The sequence below is a fragment of the Bacillus sp. B1-WWTP-T-0.5-Post-4 genome (assembly GCF_009183795.1).
GTDB classification, from domain to species: domain Bacteria; phylum Bacillota; class Bacilli; order Bacillales; family Bacillaceae_G; genus Bacillus_A; species Bacillus_A cereus.
Window position 1 is genome coordinate 449,832 of sequence record NZ_WEIJ01000001.1, and the last position, 19,329, is coordinate 469,160.

Below are 19,329 nucleotides of genomic sequence, written 5' to 3' on the forward strand. Positions count from 1 at the left end.
TTCTACACCTTTTGATATTGTCTAATTTTTTCTATAAGATTTTTCATATTTTCCCTTGCTATTACTGGGTTTCTAGCATGTGAATACACCAAAAATTTTGGTTGTTTTGTGTCAGAAACGATATAAGACCACTCTTTTTCAGTATATTTGAACTGTACTCCTTCAAATATACCTTCTCCCTTCCTTTCTATATCATCTAATAATTTCCTCATAATTTCCCCTTTTTCATTCCATGAACATACCACTTCATCATAAAGTAAATAGAGCGGAGGTGATTGCTCTACTATGCTGAGAAACGTTTTTCCTTGCAATGCTATTAGCTCGAATAATTTTCCAATCCGATATAAAATATCTCGCTTCCACCTTACTTGAAACGACTTTCTTTCATCCTGCGTATAAAATAGAAGATAACATTCTCCTAACTTCAAAGACATTGGGTAAATATTTCCTGTCGATTCGAGTAAGAAATCTGGAATATCTACCTCTTCCAAATCTGTACCTTGGTAAATATTACTATGTTTATCGTATAACTCGAAATGATTTCCTTGCTCAGAAAACATAAGAGCCATATTCGCTTTACTTGATTTCATCAAAGCTTTCACATGATCTTTTTGTTCGCTTGCATAAATCCATGTAACTGTACAACCAAGTCTTTGCAGAAAGAGCATGAGTAAATGTTGCAACGTATCATTTCTCTTATTAATAAGAAGATGAAACTTCTGCATCTGTATTTTCTCGATATCAATATGCTCCAATATAACTTCTATATACTCATTCATAGAAACATGAACGAGCTTATTACGCCCCATTTCTTTCTCATGCACGTAATAAAACAATTCGGACATATATACTTGTTCTATCTCTTTTTGCTGCTTATACGTTAACGGCATGCCAGCTTGACCGTATAACTTTATAACAATCTCATTCTCATTCTCCACTTGAATGAAAACACCACCTGCACATTGCAACTGGTGAACACTATATTGAAAAAGTGACTCGTTCACTTCTTTACATTCCATCGTATGAATCCCTATACCATGAATAGCATGTAAAAATAAATTTTTATAAGAGGTTGTTTCTATATTTTCTTGACTTCCAATTAATATACTTTCTCCTTTTTTAAAAAGAGAACCATACGCCATCGCAATCTTCACGATAAACTGGGGAGTAATTTCAACATTCCCTCTTCCTACAATGCGGCTTTTTTGTAACCACCCTGCACTCATTTCACTCTCTTGAATACCAGCCGCTCCTACTATCGAATGACTATCAATCGCCTTATAAGGCCATAGTTTTCCTTTTTGCTTAATTACCGTACTTCTTCCGATATGACAGTGATCCGCTACAACACTTTTTTGAAACAGTGTAACATCATCTTCAACTATTGTACGCTCTCCTATTGTCGTTTCTAATAGTTCACAATACTTCCCAATGTGGGCATTTGCAAAAACAATACTTTTTTGCAGATGAGAATAATTTGAAACGATACTATTTTTCCCAATAATAGAATATGGCTCAATTACAGCTCCTGTACCAATCTTTGCTCCTTCTCCAATAAAAGAGGGGCCATGAATTTTCGTCCCTTTACCAATCGTCACCCCTTCTCCCATCCATACCATCGGTAATACTTCTGTATAAGGAATAGGTACTTGTAACTTTTTCGTTAACAAATCAAATTGTGCTTGTCGATATTGATTAAATGTGCCGATATCTAACCAATAACCTTCTGACAAATATGCGAATAACACATTTTTGTTTGCCAATAACGGAAACACATCATGACTGAAATCAAAAAATTGCCTAGGCGGTATGTAAGAAAAGATTTCTGGCTCCATAATATATATGCCTGTATTCACAACATTAGATACTACCTCATTCCAGCCCGGCTTTTCTATATATCGTGTAACCTCCTGGTCTTTATTCATTACAACCAATCCAAATGAGAGTGGATTTTCTACTTCTTTCACAAACATTGTTACCATTCTTTTCTTTTGTTCATGAAACCTAATTCCTTCTGATAATTGAAAGTCAGTTAATGCATCCCCGCTTATCACAACAAATGTTTCATCTAAAAATTGTTCTGCTTGTTTAATACTCCCTGCTGTGCCAAGCGGAGGAGAGTCTTCAAAATAATACAAGTTAACTCCCCATTTACTACCGTCACCAAAATATTGCTTAATGGTCGTACTCATATATTGAACAGTAATTGCAATTTCACGAATACCATGCTGGCGTAATAACTCAATATTATATTCTAAAACTGGTTTTTCTAATAATGGTAACATCGGCTTTGGAGTATTACATGTTAATGGTCTAAGGCGCCTTCCTTTTCCTCCAGCTAAAATAACCCCCTTCATATACTTCAGCCTCCACTTATATAATGTTCAGTAACTCCATATACCATATGTATATTCCCTATCCCACATGAACTAGCAGCATAAACTTGATTAGTTAAACACATCCTTATTTAGAAGACTATATAATTAAATTTCTAACCTATAAAAACGTACATTTCAAACAACAAGAAAGCGCTTACTATAAATTGGTAAATAATACTTATTAACGACAAACATATATACTAATTTTTCCATTACATTATGATACATCTTATCATCATAAACTAAAGGAAACAACGAGCTTTTTTTGTCATGTTTTGACTAAAAAAAGCAGGTGATTTCTCATCACCTGCTTTTTTTCCTACTCATTCAATAAATAATGCTTTCCTTTTACTAAATAAAAGACATTTTCAGCAATATTTGTAATATGATCTGCTACACGCTCAATATATCTCGCGACAAATGATAATTGTGTAATTTGCGTAATTGCTTCTGGTTGTTCCGGAACTGAAGATATAAACTCACGAATTGCTTTTCCATATATTTCATCAACGGAATCATCCATTTCAGCAATTTGTTTCGCAAAAGTTAAATTTTCTTGTTCATATGCTTCTAACGCTAAATGCAACATCTCATTTGCAACCGCAAACATTTCATCTAGGTTGTGCAAACTAACAGCCACTTCTTTTTCCCCAAGACGAATTGTAGCCTTTGCAATATTAACAGCATGATCTGCAATGCGCTCTAAATCTGTCGCTGTTTTAATTGAAATAAAAATCCTTCTTAAGTCACTTGCTACAGGTTGCTGCTTCGTAATGAGCATAAGCGCAAGATCGTTTATTTCCTCTTCTAAATTATCCATGCGGTAATCACCATCAATGACCTCTAACGCTTTCTCTACATCCCTTGTATGCAGACCTTCCATAGCAATCAATAAAGCCGCATTTGCTAATTCTCCAAGCTCAATCACCTTTTGCTGTAACGCTTTTAAATCACCTTGAAACTGTTCTCTTACCATTTTTCTTCCCCCTCAATATTATGTGCCATTATATAAAAGTGAAACTTTAATCAACCCTCATCAATCGGGATTTGATAGGCAGCAAGATCCCCTCCCTAACTTCTTTGCTTTCGCTAAATTTTAAGGTGGGGGTCTTACTGCCCGCAAATAGCGGGGTAAATCTCCTACATAGCCTCTTACGCTTGTAATAAACCTTAAGATAAGGAGAAGTATTACTTCTTTATTAACAGTAAGATAAAATAAGAAATGCCCTCTGTTAAGAGGGCATTTGCTCTTAGCTTTGAAACGATATCAACCAAAGCGACCTGTAATATAATCTTCTGTACGCTTATCTGAAGGAGTCGTAAATAATTTGTTTGTATCTGTATACTCCACAACTTCCCCGCTTAAGAAGAAAGCTGTTTTGTCTGAAATACGCGCTGCTTGTTGCATATTATGCGTTACGATAACAATACTAAAATCTTTCTTTAGCTCTTGAATCAATTCTTCTACTTTTAATGTTGAAATTGGGTCTAATGCCGATGTTGGCTCATCCATTAAAATAACGTCTGGCTCAATAGCTAAGCAGCGTGCGATGCATAGACGCTGTTGCTGTCCACCAGATAAACCGTATGCATTATCGTGCAAACGATCTTTTAACTCATCCCAAATCGCTGCTCCACGTAAACTTTTTTCAACAATTTCATCTAATGTCTTTTTGTCACGAATACCATGGATTTTTGGACCGTATGTTACATTCTCATAAATAGATTTTGGAAATGGATTTGGCTTTTGGAACACCATTCCTACATGCGTTCTTAATTCTTCAACTGGATATGATTTATCAAATATATTGCGTTCTCTATACTCAATTACACCTGTAGTTCGAACGATCGGTACTAACTCTACCATGCGATTTAATGTTTTTAAGTAAGTTGATTTACCACAGCCACTTGGACCGATAATGGCTGTAACTTCATTCTCATGAATACTTAAATTAATATCTTTTAAAGCATGGTCTTCCCCGTACCATAAATTTAAGTTTTTCGTATCAAATACTACCTTCTTTGGCGCAGTCTCGATTTTCTCTTCGTTTTTCACCTGTACATTTACTACTGTTGCTACCATTTGAATTCCCCTTTCATCCACTTCCAACTTATTTTCGATTTCGTAACCATAAAACAAATATATTGATAAATAGCAACAAACCTAACAAAACAATCATCCCAGCTGCTGCTACATACTGAAATTCTTCTTGTGGCCTACTCATCCAATTAAAAATTTGAATTGGTAGAACTGTAAATCTATCAAACATACTAAATGGAACATAATTTGCAAACGCAAGTGCCCCAATAACTAATAGTGGTGCAGCCTCTCCAATTGCTCTTGATATCGCTAACGTACAGCCCGTTATAATCCCTGGGAAAGCATATGGCAATACAATTTGATACATCGTTTGCCACTTCGTAGCACCTAATCCGTAAGAACCCTCTAATAAAACACTTGGTACTGATCGAATTGCTTCTTGACTCGCCACAACAACTGTTGGTAAAACGAGTAGACTCATCGTCAATGCTGCTGCAACTATACTCTCTCCTAAATGAAGAGCATATACAAAAATAGTTAAACCAAGCAATCCAAATACAACAGATGGTACTCCTGCTAACGTTTGATTATTAATCTCTATTATTTTTTTAAATAGAGATTCCTTCGCATATTGCTCTAAATAAAGTGCTGTTCCAACTCCAAATATAAAAGAAACAGGTATAACAATACTCATAAATAATATTGTCCCTGACAAAGCTGCAGCAATACCAGCTTCTTTCGGATTACGTGAAGCGAAATTTGTAAAGAAATCTATTGAAAGATAACTTATACCTTTTTCAACAATTTGAAACAGTAACAAAAACAAAATTACGATTGAAAATAAAATTGCTATATAAAATAACAATTTGTAAATTCGATCTTTTAAAAAGCGTGATGCCATATTTTTTTGTATTTTTTTATGATTCAACATTCGCATATTATGTCATCCTCCTAAAACGGCGCATAATTGACTGCGAAATGATGTTCATAATAAAGGTAAACAAAAATAACGTTGCGCCTACAGCATACATGCTGTAATACGTAATCGTTCCATGCGGAGCATCACCTAAACTTACTTGCACAATATAGGCTGTTAACGTTTGAATAGAATGTGTCGGATCAAGCGATACATTTGGTGTGGATCCTGCTGCAATTACAACAATCATCGTTTCACCAATCGCACGAGAAGCTGCTAATATAATTGCTGCCATAATCCCTGTAAAAGCGGACGGAAACACCACTTGTTTTACCATTTCAAACCGCGTCGCTCCGAGTGCTAATGAAGCTTCTTTCGTCCCTTTCGCCACAGCTCTCATCGCATCTTCAGATAGAGATGCAATTGTAGGCATCATCATAAATCCGATAACGATTCCTGGACTAATCGCATTAAAAAACTGTAAATCTGGTATAATCCTTTGTAAAAGCGGTGTAACAACTGTTAATGCAAAAAAACCATATACAATTGTCGGGATACCTGCTAATAGCTCTAACATCGGCTTTAATATTTTCCGTGCACTATTTGAAGCATATTCGCTTAAAAATACGGCACACGCTAAACCGATAGGAATTGCTACAAACATAGCAATTGCTGTTACAAGGAACGTTCCACATATAAGTGGTAATATACCGAATTTAGGGTCTTCAAAAAATGGTAACCATTCTTTCTCCGTCAAAAAGGAGTATAATGATATTTTTTGAAAAAACATGATTGTTTCATTAGAGAGCGTAAAAACAATGCCAAGTGTCGTCACAATAGAAACACTAGCAATTATTTTTAGTAATAAAGGTACTATTCGATTGATTCGCTGCGTTTTTTTTCTTTGTTTTGTATTTCTTTCAATCAAATGTTGTACAGAAAATGTAATTTGACTTTTGTCATTATGAGCCAAAGATGAAAACCCCTTTCCACCCTGACATTACCTTTTTATTTCTGTTAACATACGCAGCTGTTCATTGTATTTTTCTTTTTTTAATTTTACATACCCGACCTCTTCAGCGAGGTTACCGACATGCTGAATCATAAACTCAACATAGTTTGCTACATTCATTTTATTTCGGATAGATGCATTATTCACATAAGTAAGTAGCGGCCTAGATAACGGCTTATACTTACCTGATTGAATGGTCTCTTTCGTCGGAAATACACCATTTACTTTTATTGCTTTCACCTTATCTCGATTAGCCATATAATAAGCATATCCTACAAAAGCAATGGCATGTTTATCATTCATTACCCCTTGCATAATAACTTGATCATCTTCAGACAAAGAGACTTTTTTTACAATGCGATGATTTTGTAAGATGACATTTTGAAAATAATCATACGTACCAGAGTCTACGCCTGGTGCATAAAACTTCACTTGTTCACGTGGCCATGTTGAATGAATTTGTGACCATCGCTTCTCTCTTCCATCTTCACTCCAAAGTAGTCGTAACTCGTCTACTGACATATCGTCTACCCATGTATTATGGCGATTCACAACAATCGTAAGACCGTCGTTAGCAACCTCAAAAGGTGTGAACTGAATAGAGTTTTTCTTCATTTCATTTTTCTCGACTTGTTTCATTACTCTCGAAGCATTATTTATATCTACTTCTCCTTTACTGAAACGATTAAATCCTCCCCCAGTTCCAGAAATACTGATGGAAATTTTCACGTCTGGATGCACCTTTGTATATTCCTCCGCTACTGCTTCTATAATAGGAAAAACCGTTGAGGATCCATCAACTCTCACTTCTCCCGTATCATTTAAAGCAAATGCAGTAGACATTTCAAAACAGAGGAACCATATTGATAATACGAAAACTTTAATCGGTGTACGCATCCATTTCACGTGTTCTTCCTCCTAGAAGTAACCGGAAATAACAGGATTACAGATATAAGAATACTGCTAAACTATTAATTCGGTTTTAATTGTTTGTAAAAGTTTTGTAAAGTTCCACATAAATCAACATACGGTACAATTTTAATTCAGTAGTAGCTATTCATTTCCTCTGACGATTTCCCTATAAAATATTTATCCCCTATCCCACCATATACAAGTATCATTTATACGGCCGCGTTTTTTTCAATGTTGTATACTTGTCCACATTTATTACACGATATGCATAAACCATAAAAAAAAGCACACTATCTTTTCAGATAGTGTGCTTTTTTACAACTTTTTTATTCATCATCTTGCTCTTTATTTTTATTGTCTTTATCATCTTTTGGAGCTTCACCATTTACTTCTTTGTTTTTCAAATCAAAGTAAGCGTCCATAATTTCACGACCAATATATCCATTAATACCAGTCTTATCATCATGTACCCACGGAACGACAACAGAGAATGCTACTTCTGGATCTTCAAGTGGCGCATAACCTACTAATGTTAAGTTATATGTTTCCACACGTTCACCGTTTGCCTTTCTACCAATCTCTTTATCTCCGCCATACACAGTTTGCGCGGTACCTGTCTTCCCTGCCGCTTTATATTTTGCACCTGTAAAGTATTTTGTAGCTGTACCACCTGAATCATTATAAACTTGTCTAAATCCTTCTTGAACACGTTTAATTTGCGATTCTGGCATATCAACACGATTTAATACTTTCGGTTCCATAGATTGAACAACTTTCCCAACTTCATCCGGTTTCACTGCCGGTTGACGAATTTCTTTTACAACTTGTGGTTGCATACGATATCCGCCATTGGCAATCGTCGAAATATATTGCGCTAATTGAAGCGGTGTATACGTATCATACTGTCCAATTGATAAATCTAGTAAGAAACCTGGTTGACTACTTCTACCCATCTGACCAGCAGATTCATTCGGTAAATCAATTCCTGTTTTTACACCAAGTCCAAACTGTCCGAAATAATAACGCATCGTATCAAATGCTTTTTGAGGTATATCTAACGTACCACCTCTCACATACTGAACACCGGCGATATTCATCGCTGTTTTAAACATATAAACGTTAGAAGACATTTTTAAAGCTGTCAGGTCATTAATGTATCCCATCGTTTTCCAAGACGACTTCGTAGGTGTACCTTTTAATTTAATTGGTTCATCCAATTGCACCGATCCTGGTTGAATCGCACCAGTTTGATATCCAGTAAGTACTGTTGCACCTTTTACAGTTGATCCCATCGGATAAGAACTTGTCATGGTACCTAATGCAAAGTCATTTACTTTCGTTTGACCATCTTCGTTAACTAATTGTTTCCCCGCCATAGATAAAACTTCGCCATTTTTTGGGTTCATCATTACAACGAATGCGCGATCTAAAAGAGGTTCGCTTCCTTTAAACCTCATTAAATTCTTCGCAAGAATATCTTCCACGCGCTTTTGTAATTCCATATCAATTGTTAAGTTCAGGTCATTACCACTTTGTCCTTTTGATACATTAATCGTTTCTAAAATATTACCGTTTTTATCTGTAACATTTCTAACTTCTGCTTTCGTACCGTGTAGGCTATCTTCATACTGTTGCTCAAGATAACTTTTTCCTACTCGGTCATTTCGATTATAATCACGAACAAGATAGTAATCTAGTCTTTCTCTAGGTAAACCTTCATCAGATGTCGACACCCCACCAAGTACACTTCGGAATAAATCATCGTACGTATATTTTCGATCCCAATCAACATTCGTATCTACACCTGGTAATGCTGCTAAGTTTTCACTAATAATCGAATATTCCTTTTCTGTAGCATCCTTTTTAATAACTTGAGGTGTCATTGCATATCCGCCATCCATCTTACTCTTAATCGCTAGTATTTCTAGATCTTTTGCGGATAATTGATTAATCTCTTCTTCTGTTACACGACTTCGCTGGCGCTCGTCTAATTCTTTATCATCAATTTTTTTATCTTTAAACTCTTGACGATCTTTATTCGTAATTTTTTCTTTAGCTTCCTCTTTATGCATAGCAAGCCAATAATCTTTTTTATCGCGATCCGTTAATTTATCTGTCGGTACTTCAATCAAATCTGCTAGCTTTTTCGCTGTTTCTAAGCGATCTTCTGCAGTTGATCCTTTCATTTTTGTAAATGTAATAGTACGAATGGCTGCATTATCTACTACAGGTCGCCCATAACGGTCAAATATTTTCCCACGCGGTACAGGATTACTTATCGTTGAGTTTTCTTTCTTCTCCACTTCATTCTTATATTCTTCACCACGAACAATTTGTACATATCCGAGCCTTACAATAACAGCGGAGAACATTAAAAACACGCAGAAAAACAGCACGTTTAACCGAAAAGGAACGTGGGTCTTTTTCTTATTTTGCTTCTGCTTCTTGCTCATACAAACCCCCTCTACCAACAGCTATGTAATGTGAAAGGGACACCTTCATACAGGTGTCCTCACTGCTGTCTTACATCTTTTTCTATTCTAGCATAAAACAAACGAGAAGTTAACCTTCTGGTTCAGTTTGGTTTTGCGCGTTCCCTTGCGTTACAACACTTGCTTTACTCGCATTTCCCTCATCATATTTGACATTTTTAACTGCAAAATAAATAAGAAAATGTCCAGCACCTAAAATACATAATAAGTAAGGTAAACTTTTTTCAGGTGGAAAGAATAGTACAGCACATAAAAAACTTAAAATGGAACAGATTCTTCCGGCGTTTAACCACAGCTCCCGAACAACGACATATTCCACACGCCATTCTCTCGCATTTTTCGCTCTACCAATTACGTCATATGTCATTGATCCGTACGGAACAAGTAAAATAGGATATGCAATTGCAATACATGCCGCATAAATAAGTAATTTCGTGTATGTAACATTGAAAATAACTAAAAAGACGACAGCATATAAAATAATGCCTCCAAGTAAAATTGCTTTTTTTCGCCACTCCTTCTTTAACATACGAGCAACTAAGTAATAACATACAAAGGATACAGCAGAGTTCACTAAACTGTATTTCCCTAATGCAAACTCACTATTAGTTGCTAAATAAACATATACTGAAATGACAAAAATAAACGTTCCTTCTCTCAATCCTTGGAAAAAATGAGCTCGTGTAATCTTTCCCCAATTTTTATCAATCCGTCGTTCTTTCAATACTTGCACGATTTCATAACGCCCTTCACATTCTCTTTTAGATAAAAAGAAGCTTAAGACGACAGCAATTGCAAATAGAACTAATGAAAGAAAGAATATAACAGTATAGCCACTCCATTTCTCCATACGTGAAATTGTGTATCCTGCTGCTATTGGTCCAATCATTCCAGAGAAGGATGTAAGAAGTCCAAGAAACCCATTAAAGAAATCTCTTGTTTCTGGTTCTGTAATTTCAAATGTCAATAAGTTAAAAGCCAACCAGTAAAAACCGTATCCTACTCCTAAAAGAGCCCCCATTAATAAAATATACTGAGAAGCACTTTTCCCTGCTACTAAGACAACAATAAAAAAAATTGCGAGCGTCCCTACTCCTATTCGTAATAAAATCGAGCGATCGATACGTTTCGCTAATTTTCCCCCTACAAGAAATGTGAGAGGCTGTAATACCACGCTGGCTAAATTATACAAGCCAAGATTCACATAATTTTGTGTTTGTTTCCATAAATAAATATTTACAAACGTATTCGATAAAGAAATTGCGAGCGTGTATAAACCTCCTATAAGGAGTAATAACACTAAATCCCGATTCACTTCAACGTCACCAATTATATGTTTCCATTTCATACACAACTCTCCTTTACTTCATGTTCTAGTCTTCCAAAGACAAGCCCAATTATGTAAAAGGAAAGCATAGAAAAAAGCTAGGAGCTCTCCCCTAGCTTTTTCTATATTTATTACGATTATTTTGCTTCTTGGTAACGTTTTTCAGCAGCGTTCCAATCTACAACGTTCCAGAATGCGCCGATGTAGTCTGGACGACGGTTTTGGTAGTTTAAGTAGTAAGCATGCTCCCAAACATCTAAACCGATAACTGGAGTTTTACCTTCAGTTAAAGGAGAATCTTGGTTTGGAGTGCTTGTTACTTCTAACTCACCATTGTTTACTACTAACCAAGCCCAACCAGAACCGAAGCGAGTTGCGCCAGCTTTTGCGAATTCTTCTTTGAATGCATCGAAGCTACCGAATTTTGCTTCAATTGCAGTTGCAAGTTCACCTACAGGTTGTCCTCCGCCGTTTGGAGATAGGATTGTCCAGAAGAATGTATGGTTAGCATGTCCGCCACCATTGTTACGTACTGCTGTACGGATTGCTTCTGGTACTTCGTTTAAGTTTGCAACTAATTCTTCTACGCTTTTGTCAGCTAATTCTGCATGACCTTCTAAAGCAGCGTTTAAGTTTGTAATGTACGTGTTGTGATGTTTTGTATGATGGATGTTCATTGTTTCTTTGTCAAAGTGAGGCTCTAAAGCATCATACGCATAAGGTAAATTTGGTAATTCGTGTTTTGCCATTGTTATATTCCTCCCAGTTTATGTATTGCCACTTAAGTGACATACAACTTCATTCTACCCTAATTGCCATAGGGTGCAAACAAATAAATCACATTGTCTTGCTATCATTAAAGTAGCAAAATTCCCACTTCTTTTCAATTAAAATGCTCATATATTCCGTAAAAAAAGCTTCCTTCTACAAGGAAGCTTCCTGCTAACATAATAAACATGCGAAATGGATATGGACCCTGTAGGACTCGAACCTACGACCGGACGGTTATGAGCCGTCTGCTCTAACCAGCTGAGCTAAGGGTCCACAATTATGTATGTAACAACATATCAAATAAAGGAATTCCTATCGGATATGCTCTTTAAGAAATGTAAGATAAATTTACCATATAGAAAAGAAAAGTGTCAATTGTATTTTTCTTATTTAAAAGAAGAAAGTTAATAAAAGAAATTTAGTTATCTCCACTATATGTAAATATAATATATCTTGAGATTCTCTAGATTCCTACGTTACAATGATTTTATACATACATAAAGGAAGTGAATCTATGTCCATATTTACCCAATTCGTAAAAAGCATATACTCGCCTAAAGATATGGCGCTATTCCGTTTTCAAAAAATCGGTAAAACCATTTTGTATATTATGCTACTTTGCTTAATTACTACTATTCCAAGAACTTTTTTGTACGGTAGTTTTATCCAGGATGGTGTTGGCATGGTAAATCAAGTCATCGATAAAGATTTACCTGATTTTAAAATCGAAAATGGCGAACTAAAAGCTGATATTGATCAACCTATTGAAAAAGAAGAAGGAAATACACTTTTCGTATTTGATCCAAATTCAACAGACCTAGAAAAATATCAAAATAAAACAGGTTTATTTGTTTTAAAAGATAAAGTAGTCTCTATGGGAAATGGTCAAACACAAACGTATTCTTATAACGATTTGTTAGGTGCATCTCTTGAGAAAAAAGATCTACAAGAATTCATTTCTTTATTCGATAATATTTATCCAATTTTATTATTTGTTATTGGATTCTTAGTGTACCTATTCCAATTATTCATAACTTTTGTAGGCGTGACTTTACTTGCGTTCATCGGTTCTGCTATGAGCGGTCAACGTAAACTATCCTATAAACAAGTTTGGACACTAACTGCATACAGCTACACAATTCCAACAATCTTCTTTATGATTATGGATGCATGCAAGATTGTCGTACCTGGATCAACATTCATCTATATCGCAGTTGTTTTAATTGTTCTGTACTTAACAATTAAAGAAGTTCCAAAACCGAAAGAAAAATAAGAAAGAAAAAAAATGCCTAAATAGGCATTTTTTTTTTGGACAAGCATATATTCCTAGCAAAGGAGTGAAGAATATGAAGAGATTAGGTATATTCCTATTCGTGCTTGTTCTCGGTTATATATTTTATTACGATATAAAAATCGGTACGTTACCGATGTTAAGTTCATATAAAAAAACAACTGCTGCTCAAACAATTAAAAAAGAAAACACAGACAGTCAACAAAATAAAGCGAACAAAACAGAAAAAGAAACGGATGTATCTTATAAAACAATTGAAGTAAAAACTGGTGAGACAGTTCTTTCTATTACAGAACAAATTAACAAGAAAAAAATTCCTTCCATAGAAAAAGTCATTGACGACTTTAAACAATTAAACAAAAGTACCTCTGCTACAAAAATACAAATTGGAAAGTCTTATAAATTCCCTTTATATCAATAAGCTATCACTTAATCCTTGTCAATTACATAAAGGCGCTGATACAATAGTAAAAGTGAAACCGAGTACTTCGGTTTCTATAGCCCTATATCACGTATACTATCATTGATATGAGGGACTAAATAAGAAACTTCTTTTATAAGGAGAGCGATCTATTCGTGAATGAAATGACTCATCGTACAAAAACACGTCCAGTTAAAGTCGGTAATTTAACAATCGGCGGTAATAATGAATTAATTATACAAAGTATGACAACAACAAAAACACATGATGTTGAAGCAACAGTTGCTGAAATCAAGCGTTTAGAAGAAGCCGGCTGTCAAGTCGTCCGCGTTGCCGTTCCAGATGAACGCGCAGCAGATGCTATTGCTGATATAAAAAAACAAATCAACATTCCACTTGTTGCTGATATTCATTTTGATTATCGCCTTGCTTTAAAAGCAATTGAAGGTGGCATCGATAAAGTACGTATCAATCCAGGTAATATTGGTCGTCGCCATAAAGTAGAAGCTGTTGTAAATGCAGCAAAAGAGCGCGGTATTCCAATCCGTATCGGTGTAAACGCTGGTTCATTAGAGCGACACATTTTAGAAAAGTACGGGTACCCAACTGCAGATGGTATGGTTGAGAGCGCGCTACATCATATTAAAATTTTAGAGGACTTAGATTTCCACGATATTATCGTATCTATGAAAGCCTCTGATGTTAACTTAGCAATCGAAGCATACGAGAAAGCTGCTCGTGCTTTTGATTATCCATTACATTTAGGTATTACAGAATCTGGAACATTGTTTGCCGGAACTGTAAAAAGTGCTGCTGGTCTTGGAGCAATCTTAAATAAAGGCATCGGAAATACACTACGTATTTCATTAAGTGCTGATCCAGTTGAAGAAGTAAAAGTTGCTCGCGAATTATTAAAATCATTCGGTCTTGCGTCTAATGCAGCAACACTTATCTCTTGTCCAACTTGTGGTCGTATTGAAATCGATTTAATTAGCATTGCTAACGAAGTGGAAGAATACATCTCTACACTTCAAGTACCAATTAAAGTTGCAGTACTTGGTTGCGCTGTAAATGGCCCTGGTGAAGCTCGTGAAGCTGATATCGGTATTGCCGGTGCACGTGGAGAGGGATTATTATTCCGTAAAGGGCAAGTCGTTCGTAAAGTGCCAGAAGAAACAATGGTAGAAGAACTGAAAAAAGAAATCGACGTAATTGCTGCTGAAATGGCTGCTGAACGAGAAAAAGAAAAAGAGACACAAGAACAATAAAAAGAAGGTTGCCACAATATTTGTGAGCAACCTTCTTTTCTACGTAAAAAAGCTCGTCAGTTATATAACCGACGAGCTTTTACTTTGCACATTTTGGACAACGACCATATATTTCAAACTTATGACCCGTTACTTCATAACCGGTAAAATCTTTATTCATAAAATCCATTGGGCAGGAAGTAATCTCTTTCGTTCCCCCACAATCCAAACAAATAAAATGATGATGATGTTCCATAATAGAACAAGTAAAACGAAAATGTTTTTCACCATTTAATTCCGTTTGTTCTAAAACACCAATCTCAGCAAAAACTGTTAAGTTACGATAAATCGTATCAAAACTAAGCCCTGGATAATCGTCCTTCATATGCTCTAAAACGTCTTTCGCAGTTAAATAACGATTATGTGCTGCAAATAATCTGAGCATCTCTTCTCTTTTTCCAGTATGTTTATATCCTTTTTCTTTCATTAGGCGTAAAGCTTCTGTTAGATTCATACCTATCCCTACTTTATGCAGTTTTTTTCTTCTTCCATAAAATCGCACCGATTAAAATAAGAACTGCTATCATAACAATTGTACCACCTGGCGCTAGATCAAGTTGATACGAAGCAAACATTCCACCAATTACTGCAATTTCACCAAATAAAATGGAAAAGAAAATTGTTTGTTTAAATCCTTTAGCAATACGAATACTTGCTGCAACTGGTAACGTCATTAATGATGATACAAGAAGAACCCCCACTACACGCATTGATACTGCAATGACAAGAGCAACTAATATAATGAAAATAAAGTGAATCCATTTCGCTCTTAAACCAGTTGATACTGCGTATTCCTCATCAAATGATAATAGAAACAGCTCTTTATATAATAAAATAATTGTCGCAACAACAACAATTGCTACAATCCCAATAATAATTAAATCTGTACTTGTTACAGCACTGACACTACCAAATAAATAACTAAATAAGTCTGTGTTAAATCCATTTGCAAGTGAAATGAAAATAACTCCAACCCCCATCCCTGCCGAAAGGATAATTGGAATTGCTAATTCTTGATAGTGCTTATATACAGTTCGTAACTTTTCGATTAGTAGCGCTCCACCAATCGAGAAAATCATCCCCATATATAAGGGGTTTAAAAATCCACCTGTAAAAATGGTTTTTTCAAGTAATAAACTTGCTGCAATACCCGATAACGTCACGTGACTTAATGCATCCGCAATAAGAGATAAACGACGAATAACAACAAACACACCAATTAGCGGTGCAACAAGTCCAATTAAAATACCAGCGTATAAAGAATTACGTAAAAAGTCATATTGTAAAAAATCTTGTATCATTATATCCTCCCGTGATGCTCATGTTCGTGTTCTAAACGATGAACATGATGTCCATATAAGACGGACATTTCTGCATCTTCTAACTCTCGGAACTTCTCTACATTTCCATGGAAATGTAGATGTTGGTTTAGGCATGCAACATGTGTTACTTTTTCGGTAACAGCTCCCATATCATGAGTAACAAGAATTAATGTGATCCCGAGCCTTTTGTTTAAATCCTCTAATATTTCGTAAAAACTTTCCACATTTTTTACATCAATTCCAACAGTAGGCTCGTCCAAAATAAGCAATTCAGGATCACTAACGAGCGCACGAGCAATAAATACACGCTGTTGCTGTCCACCAGAAAGCTCTCCAATGTTACGATCTTGAAACTCACTCATCCCTACATCAGCAATTGCTTTTTCTACCTTTTTCTTATCCTCTTTTGTGAAAAAGCGAAAAAGCCCTTTTTTCGAAACAAGTCCCATTGACACAACTTCAGAAACAGTTGCTGGAAAACCAGAATTGAAACTATTTGCCTTTTGGGATACATAACCAACTTTGTTCCATTCCTTAAACTTCTTACTATCAACGCCAAACACGCGAATGCTTCCTTCTTTTGGCTTTAAAACACCTAATAAACACTTAAGTAAAGTTGATTTACCTGAACCATTCGGTCCCACTAAACCTAAAAAAGCTCCCTTCGGAACTTGCAAATTAATATTTTCTAACACATTCCGATCTTCATATCGGAATGTTAAACCTTCAATTTCTAATATATTATTCATAGCATCTCACCTATTTTAATTCAGAATGATTCCGATTTATATCTATTTGAATTATAGTACAGCTTATTATAGTTGTAAACCAATCTGCCTAAAATATATCTATTTTTTCAAGAAACCTTACTATTATAACAAAAAGCAGAGAAAAATTCTCTGCTTCCGAAAAATATTCCTATAAACTTTTTAGTGAATAGCCGATTTAAACTTACCACCATTTGTCTCTTGCGTGCTCATAATCGTAACAAATGCATTTTCATCAATTTCATGCACAATTGATTTTAACTTCGTCACTTCTAGACGCGTTACAACTGCATAAATAACTTCTTTTTCTTTATCCGTGTAACCACCTTTCGCTACAAGCTTTGTAGTTCCACGGCCAAGACGATGCAAAATCGCGTTTGATACTTCCTCATATTGATCAGATACAATTAAAACCGCCTTCGTTTCATCTAGCCCTTGAATTACTGTATCGATCGTTTTAAATGCGATATAGTACGTCATAACAGAATACATCGCTTGTTCCACACCAAACACAAATGCTGCCCATGCAAAAATAAATAAGTTCACAAACATTACGAATTCACCAACAGAGAATGGTAATTTCTTCGTTAATAAAATCCCCATAATTTCAGTTCCATCTAGCGATCCACCATGACGAATTACAAGTCCTACACCAAGACCTAAAATAAGACCACCAAACACTGTCGCTAAAATAGGTTCTGTTGTAAATGGCGGTACCGCATGTAACGTTGACTCAATGAAAGCTAACGCTACAATACCAAATGTCGAAGATAACATAAATGTTTTTCCAATTTGCTTATAACCGGAATACATAAATGGGATATTGAGAACAACGACTAAAGTAGAAAAACTTAACCACCAAATGTTAGGAGTAAGATAATCTAATATAAGAGAAATACCAATAATTCCACCATCAATAATTTTATTTGGCATTAAAAATAGTTCAATTGCTACCGCCGCGCATGCTGCTCCAAAAATAATCATAACTAAACGATAAATGAGATGAATAACACTTTCTTTTCGATGTTGCTTTTGCTCCATAAGTCCTCCCTTTACTCTTTTTCTGTAGTTTTGTCCTTATATTATAACATACGCTTCTTTTCCTCATGAAAAAGAAACTCCACACGAATATGTACAAGCTATATGCTCATATATTTCGATAGAAGAACGCGTGAAGGAGGATAATAAGATGAACCTCATTAAACAAATTGTTAATAAAAAATTAAATCATATTTCTACAAAAGAGCTATTAAAATATAGCAAAGAATATGAAGTTCCCATTACAGCCGCACAAGCTGATCAAATCGTTTTACTTATGAAGGGTAAAAATATTAATATTTACGATAACAACGAGCGACTAGAGCTTTTAAAACAAATCGCAAAAGTAACTTCCCCTGCCACTGCCCAACAAGTAAATACATTATTTCAGCAACTACTAAAATAAGGAGGGGATTTCCCCCTCCTTATTGCGCTTTAATTTTTTCAAGAAGCCCTTCATCAAAAGTGCCGTTTTTCAGCATTTCGATTTCCAATTTGTATGGTGGCTTCTTATCTTTTTTATCTTCCCCTACATACGGTGTTTCAAGAATTTTTGGTACATGCATTAACTGTGGATGATGTACAATGTGATGCAATGCTTTATACCCAATGTGACCAAATCCAATGTTTTCATGACGGTCTTTTCCTGCTCCGCGTACATTTTTACTATCATTAATATGAAGTACTTGTAAACGATCTATACCAACGATCTTATCAAATTCGTTTAATACGCCGTCGAAGTCATTTACAATATCATATCCTGCATCGTGCGTATGACACGTATCAAAGCATACAGATAGCTTTTCATTATATTTTACACCATCAATAATTTTTGCAATTTCTTCAAAGCTACGACCGCATTCTGTTCCTTTTCCTGCCATCGTCTCTAACGCAATGTTAACCGTCTGTTCTGGCGTTAATACTTCATTAAGCCCTTTAATAATTTGTTGAATACCAGCATCTGCTCCAGCACCAACGTGCGCTCCTGGGTGAAGAACAATTTGTTTCGCTACACCTAATGCCGATGTTCTTTCAATTTCCATGCGAAGAAAGTCTACGCCTAATTGGAATGTTTCTGGCTTCGTCGTATTCCCAACATTAATAATATACGGCGCATGGACGATAATTTCCTCAATTCCGTTCAGCTCCATATGTTTTCTTCCTGCTTCTATGTTCAATTCTTCAATTGGTTTTCTTCGTGTATTTTGCGGTGCACCTGTATAAATCATAAACGTTGTTGCACCGTATGAAACAGCCTCTTCACTTGCTGCTAATAACATTTTCTTACCACTCATGGAAACATGAGATCCAATCTTTAACATACAATCACCTCT

18 protein-coding genes and 1 tRNA gene are annotated in these 19,329 nt (G+C 35.5%); 4 read left to right on the forward strand and 15 right to left on the reverse strand.

The features are described from left to right. Positions 1 to 2 precede the first annotated feature (2 nt). From GBN91_RS02515 to GBN91_RS02560, 10 genes are all read right to left on the reverse strand, one after another. On the reverse strand, positions 3 to 2,357 hold the full coding sequence (locus tag GBN91_RS02515; RefSeq protein ID WP_152121233.1) for a sugar phosphate nucleotidyltransferase: 2,355 nt from the start codon (positions 2,355 to 2,357) through the stop codon (positions 3 to 5). Positions 2,358 to 2,697: 340 nt separating this feature from the next. Then, positions 2,698 to 3,354: a phosphate signaling complex protein PhoU gene (gene phoU / locus GBN91_RS02520; protein WP_000251240.1), complete on the reverse strand. Its 657-nt coding sequence runs from the start codon at positions 3,352 to 3,354 to the stop codon at positions 2,698 to 2,700. A gap of 291 nt (positions 3,355 to 3,645) precedes the next feature. Next, positions 3,646 to 4,461, reverse strand: a complete 816-nt coding sequence (gene pstB / locus GBN91_RS02525; RefSeq protein WP_000226686.1) for a phosphate ABC transporter ATP-binding protein — start codon at positions 4,459 to 4,461, stop codon at positions 3,646 to 3,648. Positions 4,462 to 4,489: 28 nt separating this feature from the next. After that, positions 4,490 to 5,356 carry a phosphate ABC transporter permease PstA gene (gene pstA / locus GBN91_RS02530; protein WP_001242557.1) on the reverse strand — a complete coding sequence of 289 codons (867 nt, stop codon included), beginning with the start codon at positions 5,354 to 5,356 and terminating at the stop codon, positions 4,490 to 4,492. A 1-nt stretch (position 5,357) separates the two neighbouring features. After that, positions 5,358 to 6,308, reverse strand: a complete 951-nt coding sequence (pstC, locus tag GBN91_RS02535) for a phosphate ABC transporter permease subunit PstC (protein ID WP_000940918.1) — start codon at positions 6,306 to 6,308, stop codon at positions 5,358 to 5,360. A gap of 27 nt (positions 6,309 to 6,335) precedes the next feature. Next, positions 6,336 to 7,253 carry a PstS family phosphate ABC transporter substrate-binding protein gene (locus tag GBN91_RS02540; RefSeq protein ID WP_006927031.1) on the reverse strand — a complete coding sequence of 306 codons (918 nt, stop codon included), beginning with the start codon at positions 7,251 to 7,253 and terminating at the stop codon, positions 6,336 to 6,338. Between the two features lie 332 nt (positions 7,254 to 7,585). Continuing rightward, positions 7,586 to 9,712, reverse strand: coding sequence for a peptidoglycan D,D-transpeptidase FtsI family protein (locus tag GBN91_RS02545; protein WP_152121234.1), 2,127 nt, complete (start codon positions 9,710 to 9,712; stop codon positions 7,586 to 7,588). A gap of 109 nt (positions 9,713 to 9,821) precedes the next feature. Then, positions 9,822 to 11,099, reverse strand: coding sequence for an MFS transporter (locus GBN91_RS02550; RefSeq protein ID WP_000871384.1), 1,278 nt, complete (start codon positions 11,097 to 11,099; stop codon positions 9,822 to 9,824). Between the two features lie 116 nt (positions 11,100 to 11,215). Then, a complete protein-coding gene (gene sodA / locus GBN91_RS02555; protein ID WP_001052031.1) occupies positions 11,216 to 11,827 on the reverse strand; it encodes a superoxide dismutase [Mn] in 612 nt (203 codons plus the stop codon). Between the two features lie 221 nt (positions 11,828 to 12,048). Further along, positions 12,049 to 12,122, reverse strand: a tRNA-Ile gene (locus GBN91_RS02560). A gap of 241 nt (positions 12,123 to 12,363) precedes the next feature. On the opposite strand from GBN91_RS02560, the gene yqgB reads away from it, so the two are divergent. From yqgB to ispG, 3 genes are all read left to right on the forward strand, one after another. Beyond that, positions 12,364 to 13,122, forward strand: coding sequence for a protein YqgB (gene yqgB / locus GBN91_RS02565; protein WP_000021897.1), 759 nt, complete (start codon positions 12,364 to 12,366; stop codon positions 13,120 to 13,122). A 73-nt stretch (positions 13,123 to 13,195) separates the two neighbouring features. Then, the gene (gene yqfZ, locus GBN91_RS02570; RefSeq protein ID WP_000825414.1) at positions 13,196 to 13,561 is read left to right on the forward strand and encodes a protein YqfZ; all 366 of its coding nucleotides are present in this window, start codon (positions 13,196 to 13,198) and stop codon (positions 13,559 to 13,561) included. 164 nt (positions 13,562 to 13,725) lie between these two features. Next, the gene (gene ispG, locus GBN91_RS02575; RefSeq protein WP_153577907.1) at positions 13,726 to 14,829 is read left to right on the forward strand and encodes a flavodoxin-dependent (E)-4-hydroxy-3-methylbut-2-enyl-diphosphate synthase; all 1,104 of its coding nucleotides are present in this window, start codon (positions 13,726 to 13,728) and stop codon (positions 14,827 to 14,829) included. Positions 14,830 to 14,908: 79 nt separating this feature from the next. Here ispG and GBN91_RS02580 read toward each other — a convergent pair whose 3' ends face one another. The 4 genes from GBN91_RS02580 to GBN91_RS02595 all read right to left on the reverse strand — a co-directional run bounded on the left by GBN91_RS02580 (position 14,909) and on the right by GBN91_RS02595 (position 17,998). Further along, positions 14,909 to 15,322, reverse strand: a complete 414-nt coding sequence (locus GBN91_RS02580) for a Fur family transcriptional regulator (protein WP_001054516.1) — start codon at positions 15,320 to 15,322, stop codon at positions 14,909 to 14,911. A 13-nt stretch (positions 15,323 to 15,335) separates the two neighbouring features. Then, positions 15,336 to 16,169: a metal ABC transporter permease gene (locus tag GBN91_RS02585; RefSeq protein WP_000613815.1), complete on the reverse strand. Its 834-nt coding sequence runs from the start codon at positions 16,167 to 16,169 to the stop codon at positions 15,336 to 15,338. Next, the gene (locus GBN91_RS02590) at positions 16,169 to 16,939 is read right to left on the reverse strand and encodes a metal ABC transporter ATP-binding protein (RefSeq protein WP_001059661.1); all 771 of its coding nucleotides are present in this window, start codon (positions 16,937 to 16,939) and stop codon (positions 16,169 to 16,171) included. Before GBN91_RS02590 ends, GBN91_RS02585 begins: the two co-directional genes overlap by 1 nt. A gap of 180 nt (positions 16,940 to 17,119) precedes the next feature. Further along, positions 17,120 to 17,998 carry a YitT family protein gene (locus GBN91_RS02595; protein WP_000435963.1) on the reverse strand — a complete coding sequence of 293 codons (879 nt, stop codon included), beginning with the start codon at positions 17,996 to 17,998 and terminating at the stop codon, positions 17,120 to 17,122. Positions 17,999 to 18,146: 148 nt separating this feature from the next. On the opposite strand from GBN91_RS02595, the gene GBN91_RS02600 reads away from it, so the two are divergent. Next, positions 18,147 to 18,401, forward strand: a complete 255-nt coding sequence (locus GBN91_RS02600) for a DUF2624 domain-containing protein (protein ID WP_001048954.1) — start codon at positions 18,147 to 18,149, stop codon at positions 18,399 to 18,401. A 19-nt stretch (positions 18,402 to 18,420) separates the two neighbouring features. On the opposite strand, the gene GBN91_RS02605 is transcribed toward GBN91_RS02600, so the two are convergent. Then, positions 18,421 to 19,317, reverse strand: coding sequence for a deoxyribonuclease IV (locus GBN91_RS02605; protein ID WP_000912460.1), 897 nt, complete (start codon positions 19,315 to 19,317; stop codon positions 18,421 to 18,423). Positions 19,318 to 19,329 lie beyond the last annotated feature (12 nt).